This is a genomic window from Pseudonocardia kujensis (assembly GCF_021283305.1).
Taxonomy (GTDB): domain Bacteria; phylum Actinomycetota; class Actinomycetes; order Mycobacteriales; family Pseudonocardiaceae; genus Pseudonocardia; species Pseudonocardia kujensis.
This window is the reverse complement of sequence record NZ_JAJSOK010000043.1, coordinates 16,351-30,219: the sequence shown is the minus strand read 5'-3', so window position 1 is coordinate 30,219 and position 13,869 is coordinate 16,351. Positions and strand designations below refer to the sequence as shown.

The 13,869-nt window shown below is 75.0% G+C and carries 16 protein-coding genes; 2 read left to right on the top strand and 14 right to left on the bottom strand.

Annotation, left to right across the window (positions count from 1 at the left end; genetic code table 11):
* Positions 1 to 45: 45 nt before the first annotated feature.
* The 12 genes from LWC35_RS25515 to LWC35_RS25460 form a co-directional block, all read right to left on the bottom strand.
* Positions 46 to 903, bottom strand: a complete 858-nt coding sequence (locus LWC35_RS25515; protein ID WP_232872791.1) for a universal stress protein — start codon at positions 901 to 903, stop codon at positions 46 to 48.
* A gap of 115 nt (positions 904 to 1,018) precedes the next feature.
* On the bottom strand, positions 1,019 to 1,675 hold the full coding sequence (locus tag LWC35_RS25510) for a DUF3159 domain-containing protein (protein ID WP_232872790.1): 657 nt from the start codon (positions 1,673 to 1,675) through the stop codon (positions 1,019 to 1,021).
* Between the two features lie 88 nt (positions 1,676 to 1,763).
* Positions 1,764 to 2,555 (bottom strand): bestrophin-like domain, encoded by a 792-nt coding sequence (locus tag LWC35_RS25505; protein ID WP_232872789.1) that lies wholly within the window; start codon positions 2,553 to 2,555, stop codon positions 1,764 to 1,766.
* Between the two features lie 92 nt (positions 2,556 to 2,647).
* Entirely contained in the window at positions 2,648 to 3,109 is a 462-nt protein-coding gene (locus tag LWC35_RS25500) for a hypothetical protein (protein ID WP_232872788.1), read from the bottom strand.
* 116 nt (positions 3,110 to 3,225) lie between these two features.
* Positions 3,226 to 3,771, bottom strand: coding sequence for a 3-hydroxyanthranilate 3,4-dioxygenase (gene nbaC, locus LWC35_RS25495; protein WP_232872787.1), 546 nt, complete (start codon positions 3,769 to 3,771; stop codon positions 3,226 to 3,228).
* On the bottom strand, positions 3,768 to 4,211 hold the full coding sequence (locus LWC35_RS25490) for a RidA family protein (protein WP_232872786.1): 444 nt from the start codon (positions 4,209 to 4,211) through the stop codon (positions 3,768 to 3,770). Before LWC35_RS25490 ends, nbaC begins: the two co-directional genes overlap by 4 nt.
* Positions 4,208 to 5,548 (bottom strand): FAD-dependent oxidoreductase, encoded by a 1,341-nt coding sequence (locus tag LWC35_RS25485; RefSeq protein ID WP_232872785.1) that lies wholly within the window; start codon positions 5,546 to 5,548, stop codon positions 4,208 to 4,210. The genes LWC35_RS25490 and LWC35_RS25485 overlap by 4 nt, the downstream gene beginning before the upstream one ends.
* Entirely contained in the window at positions 5,541 to 6,872 is a 1,332-nt protein-coding gene (gene kynU, locus LWC35_RS25480; protein WP_232872784.1) for a kynureninase, read from the bottom strand. Before kynU ends, LWC35_RS25485 begins: the two co-directional genes overlap by 8 nt.
* Positions 6,869 to 7,867 carry an amidohydrolase family protein gene (locus LWC35_RS25475; RefSeq protein ID WP_232872783.1) on the bottom strand — a complete coding sequence of 333 codons (999 nt, stop codon included), beginning with the start codon at positions 7,865 to 7,867 and terminating at the stop codon, positions 6,869 to 6,871. The genes kynU and LWC35_RS25475 overlap by 4 nt, the downstream gene beginning before the upstream one ends.
* 11 nt (positions 7,868 to 7,878) lie before the next feature.
* A complete protein-coding gene (locus tag LWC35_RS25470; RefSeq protein WP_232872782.1) occupies positions 7,879 to 8,739 on the bottom strand; it encodes a tryptophan 2,3-dioxygenase in 861 nt (286 codons plus the stop codon).
* 44 nt (positions 8,740 to 8,783) lie between these two features.
* Positions 8,784 to 9,200, bottom strand: coding sequence for an STAS domain-containing protein (locus tag LWC35_RS25465; protein ID WP_232872781.1), 417 nt, complete (start codon positions 9,198 to 9,200; stop codon positions 8,784 to 8,786).
* On the bottom strand, positions 9,197 to 11,008 hold the full coding sequence (locus LWC35_RS25460; protein WP_232872780.1) for a GAF domain-containing SpoIIE family protein phosphatase: 1,812 nt from the start codon (positions 11,006 to 11,008) through the stop codon (positions 9,197 to 9,199). Before LWC35_RS25460 ends, LWC35_RS25465 begins: the two co-directional genes overlap by 4 nt.
* A gap of 196 nt (positions 11,009 to 11,204) precedes the next feature.
* On the opposite strand from LWC35_RS25460, the gene LWC35_RS25455 reads away from it, so the two are divergent.
* Complete coding sequence (locus LWC35_RS25455; protein ID WP_232872779.1) at positions 11,205 to 11,381, top strand: hypothetical protein; 177 nt, start codon at positions 11,205 to 11,207, stop codon at positions 11,379 to 11,381.
* Between the two features lie 8 nt (positions 11,382 to 11,389).
* Here LWC35_RS25455 and LWC35_RS25450 read toward each other — a convergent pair whose 3' ends face one another.
* On the bottom strand, positions 11,390 to 11,764 hold the full coding sequence (locus tag LWC35_RS25450; protein WP_232872778.1) for a cupin domain-containing protein: 375 nt from the start codon (positions 11,762 to 11,764) through the stop codon (positions 11,390 to 11,392).
* Positions 11,765 to 12,087: 323 nt separating this feature from the next.
* Between LWC35_RS25450 and LWC35_RS25445 the strand changes: the two genes are divergently transcribed.
* Positions 12,088 to 12,483, top strand: a complete 396-nt coding sequence (locus LWC35_RS25445) for a hypothetical protein (protein ID WP_232872777.1) — start codon at positions 12,088 to 12,090, stop codon at positions 12,481 to 12,483.
* Between the two features lie 13 nt (positions 12,484 to 12,496).
* Here the strand turns inward: LWC35_RS25445 and LWC35_RS25440 are convergent, their stop codons facing one another.
* Complete coding sequence (locus tag LWC35_RS25440; RefSeq protein WP_232872776.1) at positions 12,497 to 13,666, bottom strand: DUF3500 domain-containing protein; 1,170 nt, start codon at positions 13,664 to 13,666, stop codon at positions 12,497 to 12,499.
* Positions 13,667 to 13,869 lie beyond the last annotated feature (203 nt).

Here is a 13,869-nt window from a genome sequence, read left to right as displayed (position 1 = left end):
GAGAGCGCCGGACGGCCCTCGGACCCGAGGGGGTCCCGGGTCCGCCTAGAGGTCGGTCGGGCCCTCCGGCTCCGGGACGGCGACGAGGACCGGGCACCCGGCGAGCCGGATGGCGGTGCGGGTGGTCGACCCGAGCAGATGGCGCCGCCCCCGCCCGGTGCCGACGACGAGCAGGCTCGCCCGGTCCGAGTGCGCGACCACGGCCTCGTACTTCGGCTCGCGCATCACGCGCACGGTCGTCGGGACGCCCGGCTCGGCGGTGTCCAGGGTCCGCAGGACGCGCTCGAGGGCGTCGCGCGCCGCCGCGGCCTCGGTCGGGGTGCGGGCCGCGTGGAGCACCTCGAGTCCGGCCCCGCGCCGGGCGGCGGCCCGATGGGCCTGGTGCAGCACGACGAGGTCGCCGGCGGGGTCGCCGACGGCGGCGACGACCGGACCGCTCGCCCTGCCCGCCCGGGGCACGACGACCACGGGACCGCAGGCCCGCGACGCGAGGTCCAGGGCGAGCGAACCGACGAGCGCGTCGGTCGGCTGCCCGGTCCCGGCGAGCCCGACGACGAGCAGCGCGCCGAGCCGGCAGGTCTCCTGCGACGTCGCGACGAGGGCGGCGAGGGGCTCCGCCTCCAGGAGGAGCGTGCGGGCCGGGACGCGGGGGCCGTACTGGTGGGCGATCGCGCGGGCCCGGGCGAGGATCCGCCACGCGTGGGCGTGCAGCGACCCCGTGGAGCCCACCGCGTAGGGCGCGGCATGCAGGATCGTGAGCCCGGCCCGACGCGCCGCGGCCTCGCGGACCGCCCAGCGGACCGCCCGCAGTCCCGCGTCGGTGCCGTCGACGGCGACGGTGACGCCGTCGCGTTCGGCCGTGGGGCCGGCGTCCGGCCGGGGTGCGGTCCTGGGGGCGGTCATCGGTGCTCCTCCCGGTTCGCCGAGGTGTCGGTACCTCGCGCGAGCCTCCGACGACCCACCCCCCGCGGACCAGCGGCGAAGGTCCCGCGGCCCGGGGGTGTTCGTCCCCGGCCGGTCAGTCCGCCGGGGTGCCGGCGGGCCGGTCCCGGGTGGCCCGGTCCGGGTAGACGGCCGTGAAGCGGACCGCGACGACGATCGCCACGATCGGGACGACCCAGTTCAGTAGCAGGTCGAGCAGGTACGGGCTGTCCGTCGCGTCGGCCTGCGCGTCGAGGGCGCTGACCACCACGGCGGCCGCCCCCATCACCACGAGCGCGACGCCCCAGACCAGCGAGATGGTCCGGTTGATCTTCAGGAAGGTCGGCGAGCCCCAGTACTCGCGCGGCGTGCTCTGCCGGGCGTACTCCGCCGTGAACGGCGAGAACGGTGCGGATACCAGGATCATCAGCCCGAGCACGACCCCGACCAGGGGCCGTCCCCAGTCGAAGAGCCAGCGGTCGACGTCCGGGCCGCCGACGAAGCCGACCACCGCCATCACCCCGAACAGGACGAGCGAGAACAGGTTGAGCCGGATCGGGCCGTGCCGGCGGAGGCCGTGGACCAGCGCGATCACCGTCATCGCCACCGCGATCAGCGCGCTCCAGGCGACCCCGTTCGCGGCGAGCCGGGTGGAGACGAAGGAGAAGGCGATCCAGGGCACGAAGCCGGCGACGATCGAGAGAAGGGTGACGGGGCTCCGGTCGCGTTGCGTGCCGGCGGCGTGCTCGGTCATCGTGGGGTCCTCCTGTGGGTGTGGGGTACCGAGGCTCGCAGCGGCCGAGAACCACGCCGATCGCGCGCCGGGCGCCCTCGGGCGGTGTTCACGGGCGCACCTCGAGCAGGTGACCGGGGTCGATCGCGTAGTAGCCCGTGAAGGGCGCGCCCTGCGCCACCAGTAGCGTCAGGGCGATCGCCATGGCCGTGGCGAGGAGCGCCAGGGCGGTCGCGGCGCGGCGTAGCCGGTCGGCCTGCACGCATCCCATGGCGGCGAGGGTCGTCACCGCGACCAGGTACAACGCCGTCAGCCGCAGCGGGTCGATGGCGGAGGCGCTCAGCACCAGGCGGGTCCGGCGGGCCTCGAGCGCCCGGTCGATCGAGGTCTCGAGGCGGTCCTGGGCCACGCGCTGGCCGTCGGTCTGGATCGGCAGTCCCAGGACGATGCCCCGGATCTGGACGAGGAGCGCCGGAGCGAGGCTCAACGTGGCCCGCCCGTCGGCCATCTGCGGCCACTCGGTGGTGACGTACTCGTCGATCTGGTCGCGCAGCAGCTGCCGGATCTCCGGTCGCTCGGCCGGGAACGCGCTGCTCAGCAGGTCGACGTCGCGCAGGGCGCTCGCCTCCTGGCTGACGGAGGTCGCGGCCTGCGCACGGTCGGACCAGACGTCGGCCACGAGGAACCCGACCAGGAGGCCGAAGATCAGCCCCAGCGGCGAGAGCAGTCCGGGGCTCAGCGGGCCGAGCGCGGCCGCGTGGCCGGACCGGCGCGCCAGGTACAGCACGGCCAGGACGACCGCCGCGGCGAGGTACACCGCGAGGAAGATCACCGCGGTCAGCAGCGCGAGGGAGGTGTCGACCAGCCACGAGATCACACGGCCCTGTTCGCAGCCGATCACCGGGGAATTACGCCGGCACCCCCGGGACCGGCCCGCCCGCCGGGACGGGGAGCGGCCGGATCACCCCCGCCCGGTCACCCCGCCGCACCGCCTCACCACCGCGGGACGACGCGGCTCTCCATCGTGATCGTCGCGCCCGGGCCGGTCGTCACGTCCTCCACCAGCTCGCGCAGCGCCGACACGTCCGGGCCTGCCGTCGTGCCGCTGCCGGCGACGCGGATCCGCAGCCACCGGGCCGGTCTGGTCGCGACCTCGGTCGTCTCGATCCGCAGCCCGTCGAGGACGGCCGCGGGGACGTCCCGGCAGCGCTGCAGCACGTCGACCGCCTCGGCCACCGCCTTCAGCACGAGCGCGGTCTGAGTGCGCGGCCAGTCGAGGGTGCGCAGCCACTCCCGCAGCAGCGTGCGGATCTGGTCGGCCGGGGGCGGACCCGCGCCCGCCGGCGCGGACAACCGCCACTCCACGGCGTTGGCGGTCACGGTGAACCGGCCGGTGCCGAGGGGCGGCCCCACGGTGGCCTGACCCCGCATCGTCGCACTGCTCTGTTCCGACATCGGCCCCGCTCCAGTTGCTGTCGGCTCAACAACCCGGCCGAGCCCTCCGGCCGACCACGCCGGGATCCCGGGTTCCCCCTCGCCGAGGTCCTGAACCTCCCACGGCTGGGTTCTGCTCACGTCGCCGGGGACAGCGCCTCCCGCGGCAACGGGGCACCGTCGGCCCCGCGCAGCGTGGGCAGCGTCCTCTCGTAGAACTCGGCGAAGACCGGCGGCAGGTCCGCACGGATGTCGCCGACCTGCAGCTCGACCTCGTGGACGAGTGTCGCCGAGTCGGCGGTGTGGGCGTACCACTGGAACTTCTCGAGCGTCCCCGGCTTGCGGACCTGCTCGACGACGAGGCCGATCGAGCCCTCCTGCGGCCGCTGCGGCGAGTGCGGGACCCCGGCCGGCAGCAGCCACGACTCGCCCTCCCGGATGTGCACCGTGCGCGGGCCGTCGTCGGTGACCAGGTGGACGTGGATGTCGCCCTTGATCTGGAAGAACCACTCCTCGTACGGGTCGACGTGGTAGTCCTGGCGCTGGTTCGGCCCGCCGACGACCATCACGATCAGGTCCTCGGCCCCCTCGTGCAGCTGCTTGTTGCCCACCGGCGGCCGCAGCAGGTGGCGGTGCGCGTCGACCCAGCCGTCGAACCGGACGGGCTCGCTGATCCCGGTCATGTGTCCTCCCTCGGTTCGGGCGCCGGCACGGGGCGGTACGCCACGGCGGAGATCTCGATCAGCAGGTGGGGATGGGGGAGCTGGTGCACGGCGACCGTGGTGCGCGCCGGGCCGGACTCGTCGAAGTACTCGCCGTAGACCTCGTTGTAACCGCCGAAGTCGTTCATGCTCACGAGGTAGGTGGTGACGGAGACGAGGTCCTCCAGCCCGGCCCCGGCGGCGGCGAGGATCCCCCGGACGTTCTCGAGCACCGCGCGGGTCTGGAGCCGGATGTCGAGGTTCGTGGTGCCCGCCGCGTCGGCCTCGGCACCGGCGAACGTGCCGTCCGGGAGGCGGCTGCTCGTCCCGGAGACGTAGATCAGGTCGCCGGCCCGGCGGGCGTGCGGGAACCGGCCGCGGGGCCGGGCCCGCCCCGGGACGAGGAACGCCTCGTCGCTCACGACCGCAGGCTCCGCAGGGCGGCCGCGACAGCGGCAGAGCTCGCGGCGACCCCCGCCGCCAGCACCGCACCGGCGATCCGGTCCTGGCGGTGGATGCGGCCCTCGACCTGCGCGTAGGGCAGCGTGGTGAAGGAGACGAGCTCGTAGCGGGACACGTACCCGGGCACCACCCGCTCCAGGGCGTGCCGGGCCCGCGTGGTCCAGCGGAAGACCGGGGAGTTCACCCGGTCGCTCATCTCGACGAAGTTGTCCAGGGCCAGGTCGGCGATCGCCTCCGCGTTGGCCTTGCGCCGCTCCTGGTACCGCGGCAGGGCCGCGGCCAGGTCCCCGGAAGCCACGTCGAGGCAGCGGTCCAGCTCCACGCAGTCCTCGAAGGCGCAGTTCGCGCCCTGCCCGAAGAAGGGGACGATGGCGTGCGCCGCGTCGCCGAGCAGCGCCACCCGGCCCCGCACCCACGGCGCGCAGCGGATCGTGACCAGCGAGCCGACCGGGTTGTGCAGGAAGTCCTCGGCGAGCGCGGGCATCAGCGGCACGGCGTCGGGGTAGTGCGCGGTGAAGTAGCCGGTCACCGCCTCGGGGGTGTCGAGCGCGGCGAACCCGCCGGGCCCCTCCTTCGGCCAGAACAGCGTGCAGGTGAAGGAGCGGTCGGGGTTCGGCAGCGCGATCATCATCGACGACCCGCGCGGCCAGATGTGCAGCGAGCCCGGGTCGAGCGCAAAGTCCCCGTCGCGGGTGGGTGGGATCTCGAGCTCCTTGTAGCCGTGCGGGAGGAAGTCCTGCCGGAAGTCGAACCCCTCGCTGAACTGCACGGACCGCCGGACGGCCGACCAGGCGCCGTCGGCCCCGATCACGACGTCGGCGCGACGGGTGCCGCCCCCGGCGAAGGTCAGCTCGCCGGTGGCCGAGTCGACGGCGGTGAGCCGGTGCTTGAAGTGCAGCGCGACCTCGGCGGTCTTCTCGGCGCAGTCCAGCAGGGCGTGGTTGAGCCGCGCCCGGCCGATCGAGTTGATCGCCCGCGTGCCGTCCGCGGAGTAGGACTGGAAGCCCAGCGCGCCGCGTACCGGGTGCAGGGTCCGGCCGCGCATCGGGAGGGCCTCGGCGAGGACCTGGTCGGCGAGCCCGACGCGGTCGAGGGCGTCGAGACCGCGGGCGGAGATCGCCAGGTTGATCGACCGGCCGCGGTCGGCCCCGGCGCTGCGCGGGTCGGGGCGCCGCTCGTAGAGGTCGACGGCGATGCCGCGCCGTCCGAGCAGGGCGGCGAGCAGGCAGCCGGCCAGCCCGGCGCCCACCACGGCGACCCGCTCGACGGGCGCCCCCGACCAGGTCGGTTCAGCCATGGTGCGTCTCCCCGGGGCCGCACGACAGGGGACCGGACGACAGCACGGCGGCCAGCGCGGTCGCCGCCCGCCAGGCGTCGTGGTGGGTGCAGTAGAGGGGGACCGGCGCGAACCGGACGACGTCGGGCGGGCGGGCGTCGGCGATCACCCCGTGCTCGTGGCGCAGCCGCGCGCAGACCTCGTCGGCCGGCGTCCCGGTGATCCGCACCGACAGCTGGCAGCCGCGTCGCTCCGGGTCGGCGGGGGTGATCACCCGGGCCGGCGCGTCCGCGCACGCCCCTGCCAGCAGGTCGGCGAGGTAGCCGGTGAGCCGGACGCTGCGCTCCCGGAGCGCTCCCATCCCGACCTCGTCGAACAGGCGCAGGGCGACCAGGACCGGCGCCATCGCCAGGATCGGCGGGTTGGACAGCTGCCACGAGTCGGCGGTGTCGACGGGATCGACGTCGGGGCCCATCGCGAAGCGGGTCGCGGGATCGGTGCTCCACCAGCCCTGCAGCTTCGGCAGGGTCCGGTCGGCGAGGTGCCGCTCGTGCACGAAGCACCCGGCGACCGCCCCCGGCCCGCCGTTGACGTACTTGTAGTGGCACCACGCGGCCCAGTCGACGCCCCACTCGTGCAGCCGCAGCGGGACGTTGCCGACGGCGTGCGCCAGGTCCCAGCCGACCACGGCGCCCGCCGCCCGACCCGCCGCCGTGACCGCGGGGATGTCCATCAGCTCGCCGGTCAGGTAGTTGACCCCGCCGAGCAGCACCAGCGCGACCCGGTACCCCTCGCGGCGCAGGAACGCCAGCACGTCCTCGGTGCGCAGGCAGTCCTCGCCCGGGCGCGGGCGGAGCCGGACGACCGCCACGGCCGGGTCGAGCCCGTGCAGCCGCGCCTGGCTCTGCACGGCGTAGGAGTCCGACGGGAAGGTGCTGTCCTCGACGACGATCGCGTACCGCTCCGGGGTGGGCCGGTAGAAGCTGATCATCATCAGGTGCAGGTTGACCGTCAGGGAGTTCATCGCGACGGTCTCGGCCGGCAGGGCGCCGACGAGCCGGGCGGCGCCCTCGCGCAGGAGCTCGTGGTACGGCTTCCACGGCCGGCCCGCCTCCAGGTGCCCCTCGACCCCGAGCCGCGCCCAGTCGGCCAGCTCCTGCTCGACGGCCGCGCGGGTGGCGCGCGGCTGGAGCCCCAGCGAGTTGCCCGCCAGGTACGCGACCTCGGGGTGGTCGCCGGCGGTGGCCGGCGGCAGGTGGAAGTCGGCCCGCCGCGCGGGCAGCGGGTCGACGGCGTCGAGGTGGAGCGCGTGCGCCTCGTCGACCGGGCGCACCACGGTGTTCATCGCGTCCCCTCGCGCCCGGGCAGGCCCAGGAAGGCCTCGGCGTTGCCGCCCAGCAGCAGGTCCCGCCGGTCCTCGGTGAGGAAGGACGCGCCGCGGATCAGCGACCCGGGCGCCTGCTCCCCGAGCGGGTACGGGTAGTCGGTACCGAGCAGGACCCGCTCGGCGCCGAGGGTGTCGACCAGCAGCCGCAGCGCCCGCTCGTCGAACACCACCGAGTCGACGAAGAAGCGGTCGAGATAGCCCGAGGGCGGCAGCGCGGAGGTGCCCACGACGTCGTGCCGCTCGCGCCAGGCGTTGTCCATCCGGCCGACCCAGAACGGGAAGGACCCGCCGCCGTGGGCGAAGCAGATCCGCAGCTCGGGGCCGATCTCGTCGAACACGCCGCCGAGCACCAGCGCCAGCACCGACAGGTGCGTCTCGGCCGGCATCCCCACCAGCCACTGCGCCATCCACCGCGAGGTCCGCAACGACTCCGGCATGTCCCAGGGGTGCACGAACACCGGCACCCCGAGGGCGGCGGCGTGCTGCAGGAACGTCACGATGCCGACGTCGTCGAGGTCGCGGTCGCCGACGTGGTTGCCGATCTCGACGCCCGCGTGCCCGGCCGCCACGGCCTGGTCCAGCTCCCGGCACGCGGCGTCGGTGTCCTGCAGCGGGACCTGACAGAAGGGCAGCAACCGGCCGGGGGCCTCGGCGGCGATCCCCAACGCGAGGTCGTTGAACACGGCGGCGGTGCGGGCCGCGGCGTCGGCCTCCTGCTCGTAGGAGAAGAAGACCGGCGTGGGGGAGAGGACCTGCCGGTCCACGCCGTGGGCGTCCATGTGGGCCAGCCGCACGTCGGCGTTCCAGGCCGAGTCGGTGATCGCCCGGAACGGGCGCTCGCCGAGCAGGATCGTCGCGGTGGCGGGCCCGTCGACCCGCAACGACGGCCGCGGACCGGTGCCGGGCAGCGCGGGCCAGCCCCGCGGGACGTAGTGGGTGTGGACGTCGGTCACCGGGGCCACGGTCACCGTCCGATCTCGGTGCGGACGGCGTACAGCTCGGGGAAGAAGGTCAGCGAGAGGGCCTCCCGCAGGAACGTGACCCCGCTCGACCCGCCCGTGCCGCGCTTGAACCCGATCGTCCGCTCGACGGTCTTGAGGTGCCGGAAGCGCCACAGCTGGAAGTTCTCCTCGATGTCGACCAGCTCCTCGCAGGTCTCGTAGACCGCCCAGTGGTCGTGGGCGTGCTCGTAGACCCGGCGGAACACCTCGACCAGGCCCGCGTCGAAGGTGTGGGCCCGCCGGACGTCGCGCTCGAGGAGGTGCGCCGGCACCGCGTGGCCCAGCCGGGCGAGGTAGTGCAGGAACTCGTCGTAGAGGCTCGGCGCGTCGAGCAGCTCGCGCAGCAGCGCCTGCGCGGCCGGGTCGTGGCCGAACACCTCGATCATGTCGGCGTTCTTGTTGCCGAGCGCGAACTCCACCGCGCGGTACTGATGGGACTGGAAACCCGACGACGGCCCGAGCGCGGGCCGGAACTCGGCGTACTCGGCGGGGGTCAGCGTGGCCAGCACCGACCACTGGTCGGTGAGCGTGCGCTGCACGTGCTTGATGCGGGCCAGCTGCTTGAGGGCGAGCGCCAGGTCGTCCGCCGCGATGTTGCGCATCGCGGCGCGCAGCTCGTGCAGGACCAGCTTGAGCCACAGCTCCGACACCTGGTGCTGGATGATGAACAGCATCTCGTCGTGGTGCGGCGGCTCGCTGCGCGGGTGCTGGGCGTCGAGCAGCCGGTCGAGGCACAGGTAGGTGCCGTACGAGGTCGTCGACCGGAGGTCCCGGACGATGTCCGCCTCCAGCGACCTGGTGTTGCCCGCCGGTGGCGACGTCATCGGTGCTCCCGGGGTGGAGGTCCGGCGCGCGCCGGACGCGGTCGTCAGGTCCGTGCGCCGGGCGCGGTCTCGCCGACGGGAGGCGGCGGGAGCACGTCGAGCTTGTCCAGCAGGCCCAGCGCCTGGAACACGCGCAGCGCCGGTCCCGTGCCCAGCCGCACGGCCAGCCGCCGGCCCCCGGCCCGGGCCCGTTCCTGGGCGAGGAGCACCAGGCGGACCCCGGACGAGTCGACGAACGCCAGCTGCGAGAGGTCGACGACGAGCAGGCGCGGCCGGTCCCGCTCGGCCTCCTCGACCCGGCGCATGGCGCCGTCGAGGGTGGAGATGTCGAGCTCCCCCTCCAGCACGACCTCGGCGACGGCGGCGCCCCCCGGGACGGTCTCCTCCCGGGTGGTGCCGTCCGGGGTGGTGCCGTCCGGGGCGGTGCTGCCCGGAACGGGGCCGTCCGGGACGGGGTTCACGGTGCCACCTCGACGACGAGCAGGGCGATGTCGTCGCGCAGCACGCCCTGCTGGAAGGTCACGACGTCCGTCAACAGCGCGTCGGCGAGCGCCGCGGCGGTCCACGGGCCGGGTGCGCCCGCCGCTGCGGTCATGCGTTCCACGCCGTAGAACCCGTCCACGCCTCGGGCCTCCGTCACCCCGTCGGTGTACAGCACCAGTATGTCCCCCGGGTCCAGCCGGAGCGTCGTCTCGCGCAGCACCGGGTCGGGGAACACGCCGAGCAGGGTCCCGGGCGTCGGGACGAGCTCGACCGTGTCCGCGCGGCGCACCAGCGCAGGCGGGTGGCCGGCGCCGACCAGCGTCACCGTGGCCCCGCCGTCGGCCTCGACCGCGATCCGCGCGTGCGCCACCGTCGCGAACCGGCCGTCGGCGCGGGCCTCGCGCAGCATCGCGTCGTTGAGCCGGCGCAGCGCGTCGACCGGGCCGAGGCCGTGGGCGACCTCGGCGCGCAGGGTGTGCCGGATCAGGGCGGTGAGGGCGGCGGCGTCCGGGCCCTTGCCGCAGACGTCGGCCACCACCGCCGCCCAGCGCCCGTCCGGGGCGGCCACCACGTCGTAGACGTCCCCGCCCACCTCGACGCCGGTCCGCTCGTCGGTCTGCGGCCGGTACCGCGCGGCCAGCCGCAGCCCCGGCGCGTCGGGCAGGCCCGTCGGCAGCAGCGCCGCCTGCAGGGTGTGGGCGATCCGCCGCTGCTGCTGGTACAGCCGGGCGTTGTCCAGGGCGACGGCGGCGGTCCCCGCGACGCGCTGCACGAACGCGAGATCGAGCTCGTCGAACCGCCGGCCGGACTCGGCGTGCACCAGCGTGAGCGCTCCGAGGCTGTGCCCGCGCACCACCAGCGGCACCAGGACCGCCGATCGCATGCCGATCGACCGGATCAGCTGCAGGTGTTCCTCGTCGACGGCCCCGGCGACGAGGAGCTCGTCCGGGATGTCGGGCAGGAACGAGGGTGTGCCGCTGCGGCTCACCTCGAACGCGCCGGTGCGCGCCGACGGGTCGGGCGGGTACCGCTCCTGCAGCCGCAGCACGAAGTCGAGCCGGGCCGGGTCGTCGTGGGCGACGGCGATCTGTTCCACCTCGTCGCCGCGCACGAGGTGCACGGCGCACCAGTCGGCCAGGGCGGGCACCATCAGGTCGGCCAGCCGCTGCAGGCGTTCCTCGACCGACAGCGGTTCCTCCATCAGCCCCGCCGTGCGGGCCAGGACCTCCATGCGGTCGCGCTCGCGCTCGGCGTCGGCCCGCGCGCGGCGCTCCACCACGAGCAGCCGGGCGCGGTCCAGCGCCTGCGCGCAGAGGGCGGCGACGGCCTCGAGGTAGGCGCGCTCGTCGGGCCCGAAGGCGTGCGGGTGGTCGAAGCTGAACACGATCGCGCCGAGGTCGCGGTCGTCGACGCGCAGCGGCAGGCAGGCAGTGGCCTCGCGGTCGCCCGCGGTGCCGATCGGGGCCATCTCCGGGTAGCGGGCGCGCCACTGGTCGGCGCCCTCGAGCCACACGGCGCTGCCGTCGAGCACGGCGTCGGACAGCGGGCGGCCCCGGTGCAGCGCGAGGTGCCGGTACTGCGCCTCGATCTCGGCGGGCCAGCCGATGCTGAACAGCGAGGTCAGGGTGCAGGCGTCGGTGCGGTCGAAGAGGACCCCGGCGTCGGCGGCCAGCAGCTGGACCGAGACGGTGACGGCCACCCGGCCGATCGCCTCGGGCGTGACGGCACCGAGCAGGGCGACCGCGAGCCGCTGCAGGGCGGTGCCGTGGGCGCGCGTGGTGTTCACCGGGCGGCCTCCGCGGCACTCGTCGAGCGGTCCAGTGTGGCAGGCGCCACGCCGTTCGTGGTCCTTTCCGTACGTCCGGCGCGGGACGGCCCCGACCCGACTTTCGCCGGAGACCGGACGAGACGGCGCCGGGCCCTGGCGTGTCGGCCCGCCCTCGGTTTAGCTGCCACCGGAACCGAGTGCAGGGGGTGGCGGTGTGGCAGTGGTACCGGGGACGTGGCGCGCGCGGTCGGCGCGGCCGGAGGACGTGACGGCCGCGGTCCTGGACCTGGTCCGGGACATGATCCCGTTCGTCCAGACCGGGATCAAGGCGGCCGACGAGCTGCGCGACCGGGCGGTGCTCGCGCTGCGGCAGCGGATGCGGCGGGGCTGACCCGGCGGTCAGCCCGTGGGGTAGTGGATGTCGAACGGCTTGTTCGTGATGAACAGGAAGGTGCAGTCGGCGTCGGCGGTGGCGCCGTGGTGCATGGTGCCGCCCTCCGGGAACCAGACGAAGCTGCCCGCCGGGTAGTCGCCCTGGTGGGTCGACAGCGTGCCGTCCAGGACGTAGATCCCGTGGGCGCACGGGTGGGTGTGCCAGGGGTTGGTGAAACCGGCCTTGTAGACCATCTTCATCACCTGCATGCCGGTGTCGGGGTCCGACAGGAGCGGCAGGCAGTCGAGCACGGCGTCGATCTGCGGGATCGGGAACTTCTGCCACTCCGCGGTCGTCGTGTCGACGACGGTGAGGTCCACGGGCTGCAGGGTCTCGGACATGGTGTCTCCCGTTCGGTGTCGGTTCTTCTCCTGAGGTGACGGGTCAGCTCGCGCGCAGCGCCCCCTCCGGGCCGCAGCGGGACAGCGTGCGGGCGACGTCGTCGGCGCCTGTCATTCCTGCCTCCGCTTCGGGGGACCTCCCCTGCCCGCTCGCGTCGGGGCCCCTCGCCGTCAGGGCCCGGGTGTCGACCGATCGACGGACAGCCGGGTCGTGCGCCGGACCGGCCGGGCGACGGATGGGGCCCGGCCCGCGTCGGCGGGACCGTCGTGGAGCCGCCGACCGCCCGGTCGACCGGCCCCACCTCGAGCGAAGGACGCCCGCCATGACCGCCCCCGCCACGACCGCTCCCGCCACCGCCGTCGACGACGCCGAGGTCCTCGTGGCCGGCTACGCCCGCCGGTTCCAGATCCTCAACCTCGTCGACCGCGACCTCGCGATCGTGGCGTACGAGTCGGGCGAGTGGGAGAGCCGTCCGGCGGTGGGCTCGGTCCTGCACACGGACCAGGCGTGGGACTTCGAGGTCGGCCACCGGTTCGGCCACGAGAACAAGGCCGACCTGTGCCTGGAGTTCCCGGCGGACGCCGGTCACCTGCGCGTCGACGTCGAGTTCGACGTCGACGCCTTCGGCACCCCCTGGGCCTCCGCCAGCGCCACGCCCGGGATCAGCGCGACGGTGAGCGGCTCGACCGTGATCGTGACCGCGGGTGCCGTCCGGTAGTCAGGGCGGTGGTTCAGGCGTGGTGCCGGGCCCGGTGCGCGGCGAGGACGTCGATCCCGAAGTCCGTGGTCGGGTCGCGCCACACCGAGTGGGCGTGGTTGGCCCCGCGCTGGGTGTTGTCCCACTCGACGAGCAGCCGAGGGCCCTGCAGCCGGTAGTAGTGCGGCTCGCCCGGCGCGGTGGGTCCCGCCCAGGCGACGTGCACCTCGTCGAGGGCCCGGTCGTCGGCGTAGCGCGCGAGGGGCGAGACCTCCGCCGGGGCGCGGTCGAGGTACGTGCCGAGCAGGGCCCGGAGCAGCTCGCGCTGGCCGGCGTCGAGCTCGGCGGCGGGGACCCCCTTCGGCGCGGAGCTGATCGCGACGGCCTCGTGGTCGGCGCCGTCGAGCCCGCTGGCCTCGTCGATCGCGTCGCTCGCGGCCTGCAGGCGCTGCTGCTCCGCGTCGTCGGCGAACCGGCCGCGCCAGATGCCGGCGAGCGGGATCACCCGGTCGCCCTCCGCGACCCGGGTGCGGTTGCCCGCCACGATGTCCGACGGCGCCCGCGGCAGCAGCGTGGCCCGCGCGGCGAGCTCGGGGCGCAGCGAGCGGACGAGCTCCCGCGCCAGGTCCTCGACGCGGGCGAGCGGGCGCAGTTCCGCCCCGCCGAGCAGCGGGGAGCGGGCCGGGTCGGCGCCGAGGAAGCACGGCGTGCAGGCGACCAGCGCGCCGTCGACGACCAGGTTGTTCAGCGAGACGTGGTGCCCGCCGAAGCGCCACCCCCACGAGCCCGTCCCGGTCGGGTCGCCGAACACGCGCAGGTGGTACATCCCGGGGTCGCGGCCGCGCTCGCGGTCGAACCGGGCGACGAAGCCCTCGGTGCGGTCGAGCACGTTCTCCAGGCCCATGACGGTGGCGACGGTGCCGTAGGCCGGCGCCGACAGCCCCGACGCGACCAGCCGCATGGCGGCTCGCTGCTGCGCGGGCCGCTGCTGGTGCATCGTCAGGCCGCCGTGGTCGGTGGGGGTGTAGAACCAGCGCCGCCGCTCGGCGTCGGTCTCCTCCTGCGCGGTGGGCGCGGCGCCGCCCGCCGTGGCCCGCTGCGCCGGATCGAGGGAGTCCAGCCACGCGGCCGCGGCCTCGCCCATCCGCGCGGCGACCTCGCGCGCGCCCGCCCCGGCCCTCGCCGTCGAGCCCAGGTCCGCCATCGCCCGACCGTACCGAGGCCCGCCTGCGCCTGGTAACACCTCGGCTGCATCCCGCGAGCAGGCCGCGTCGCTGCCGATCGTCGTCCTCGTCATCGGGCCGGCGACGGCGCGGCCGGGTTTCCTCGGCGGCAGCGACCTGCGCGGCCAGCTGATCCTGTGGATGGGCGTCGTCCTGGGGGCGAGCGCGTCGCCGAGGCCCCGCC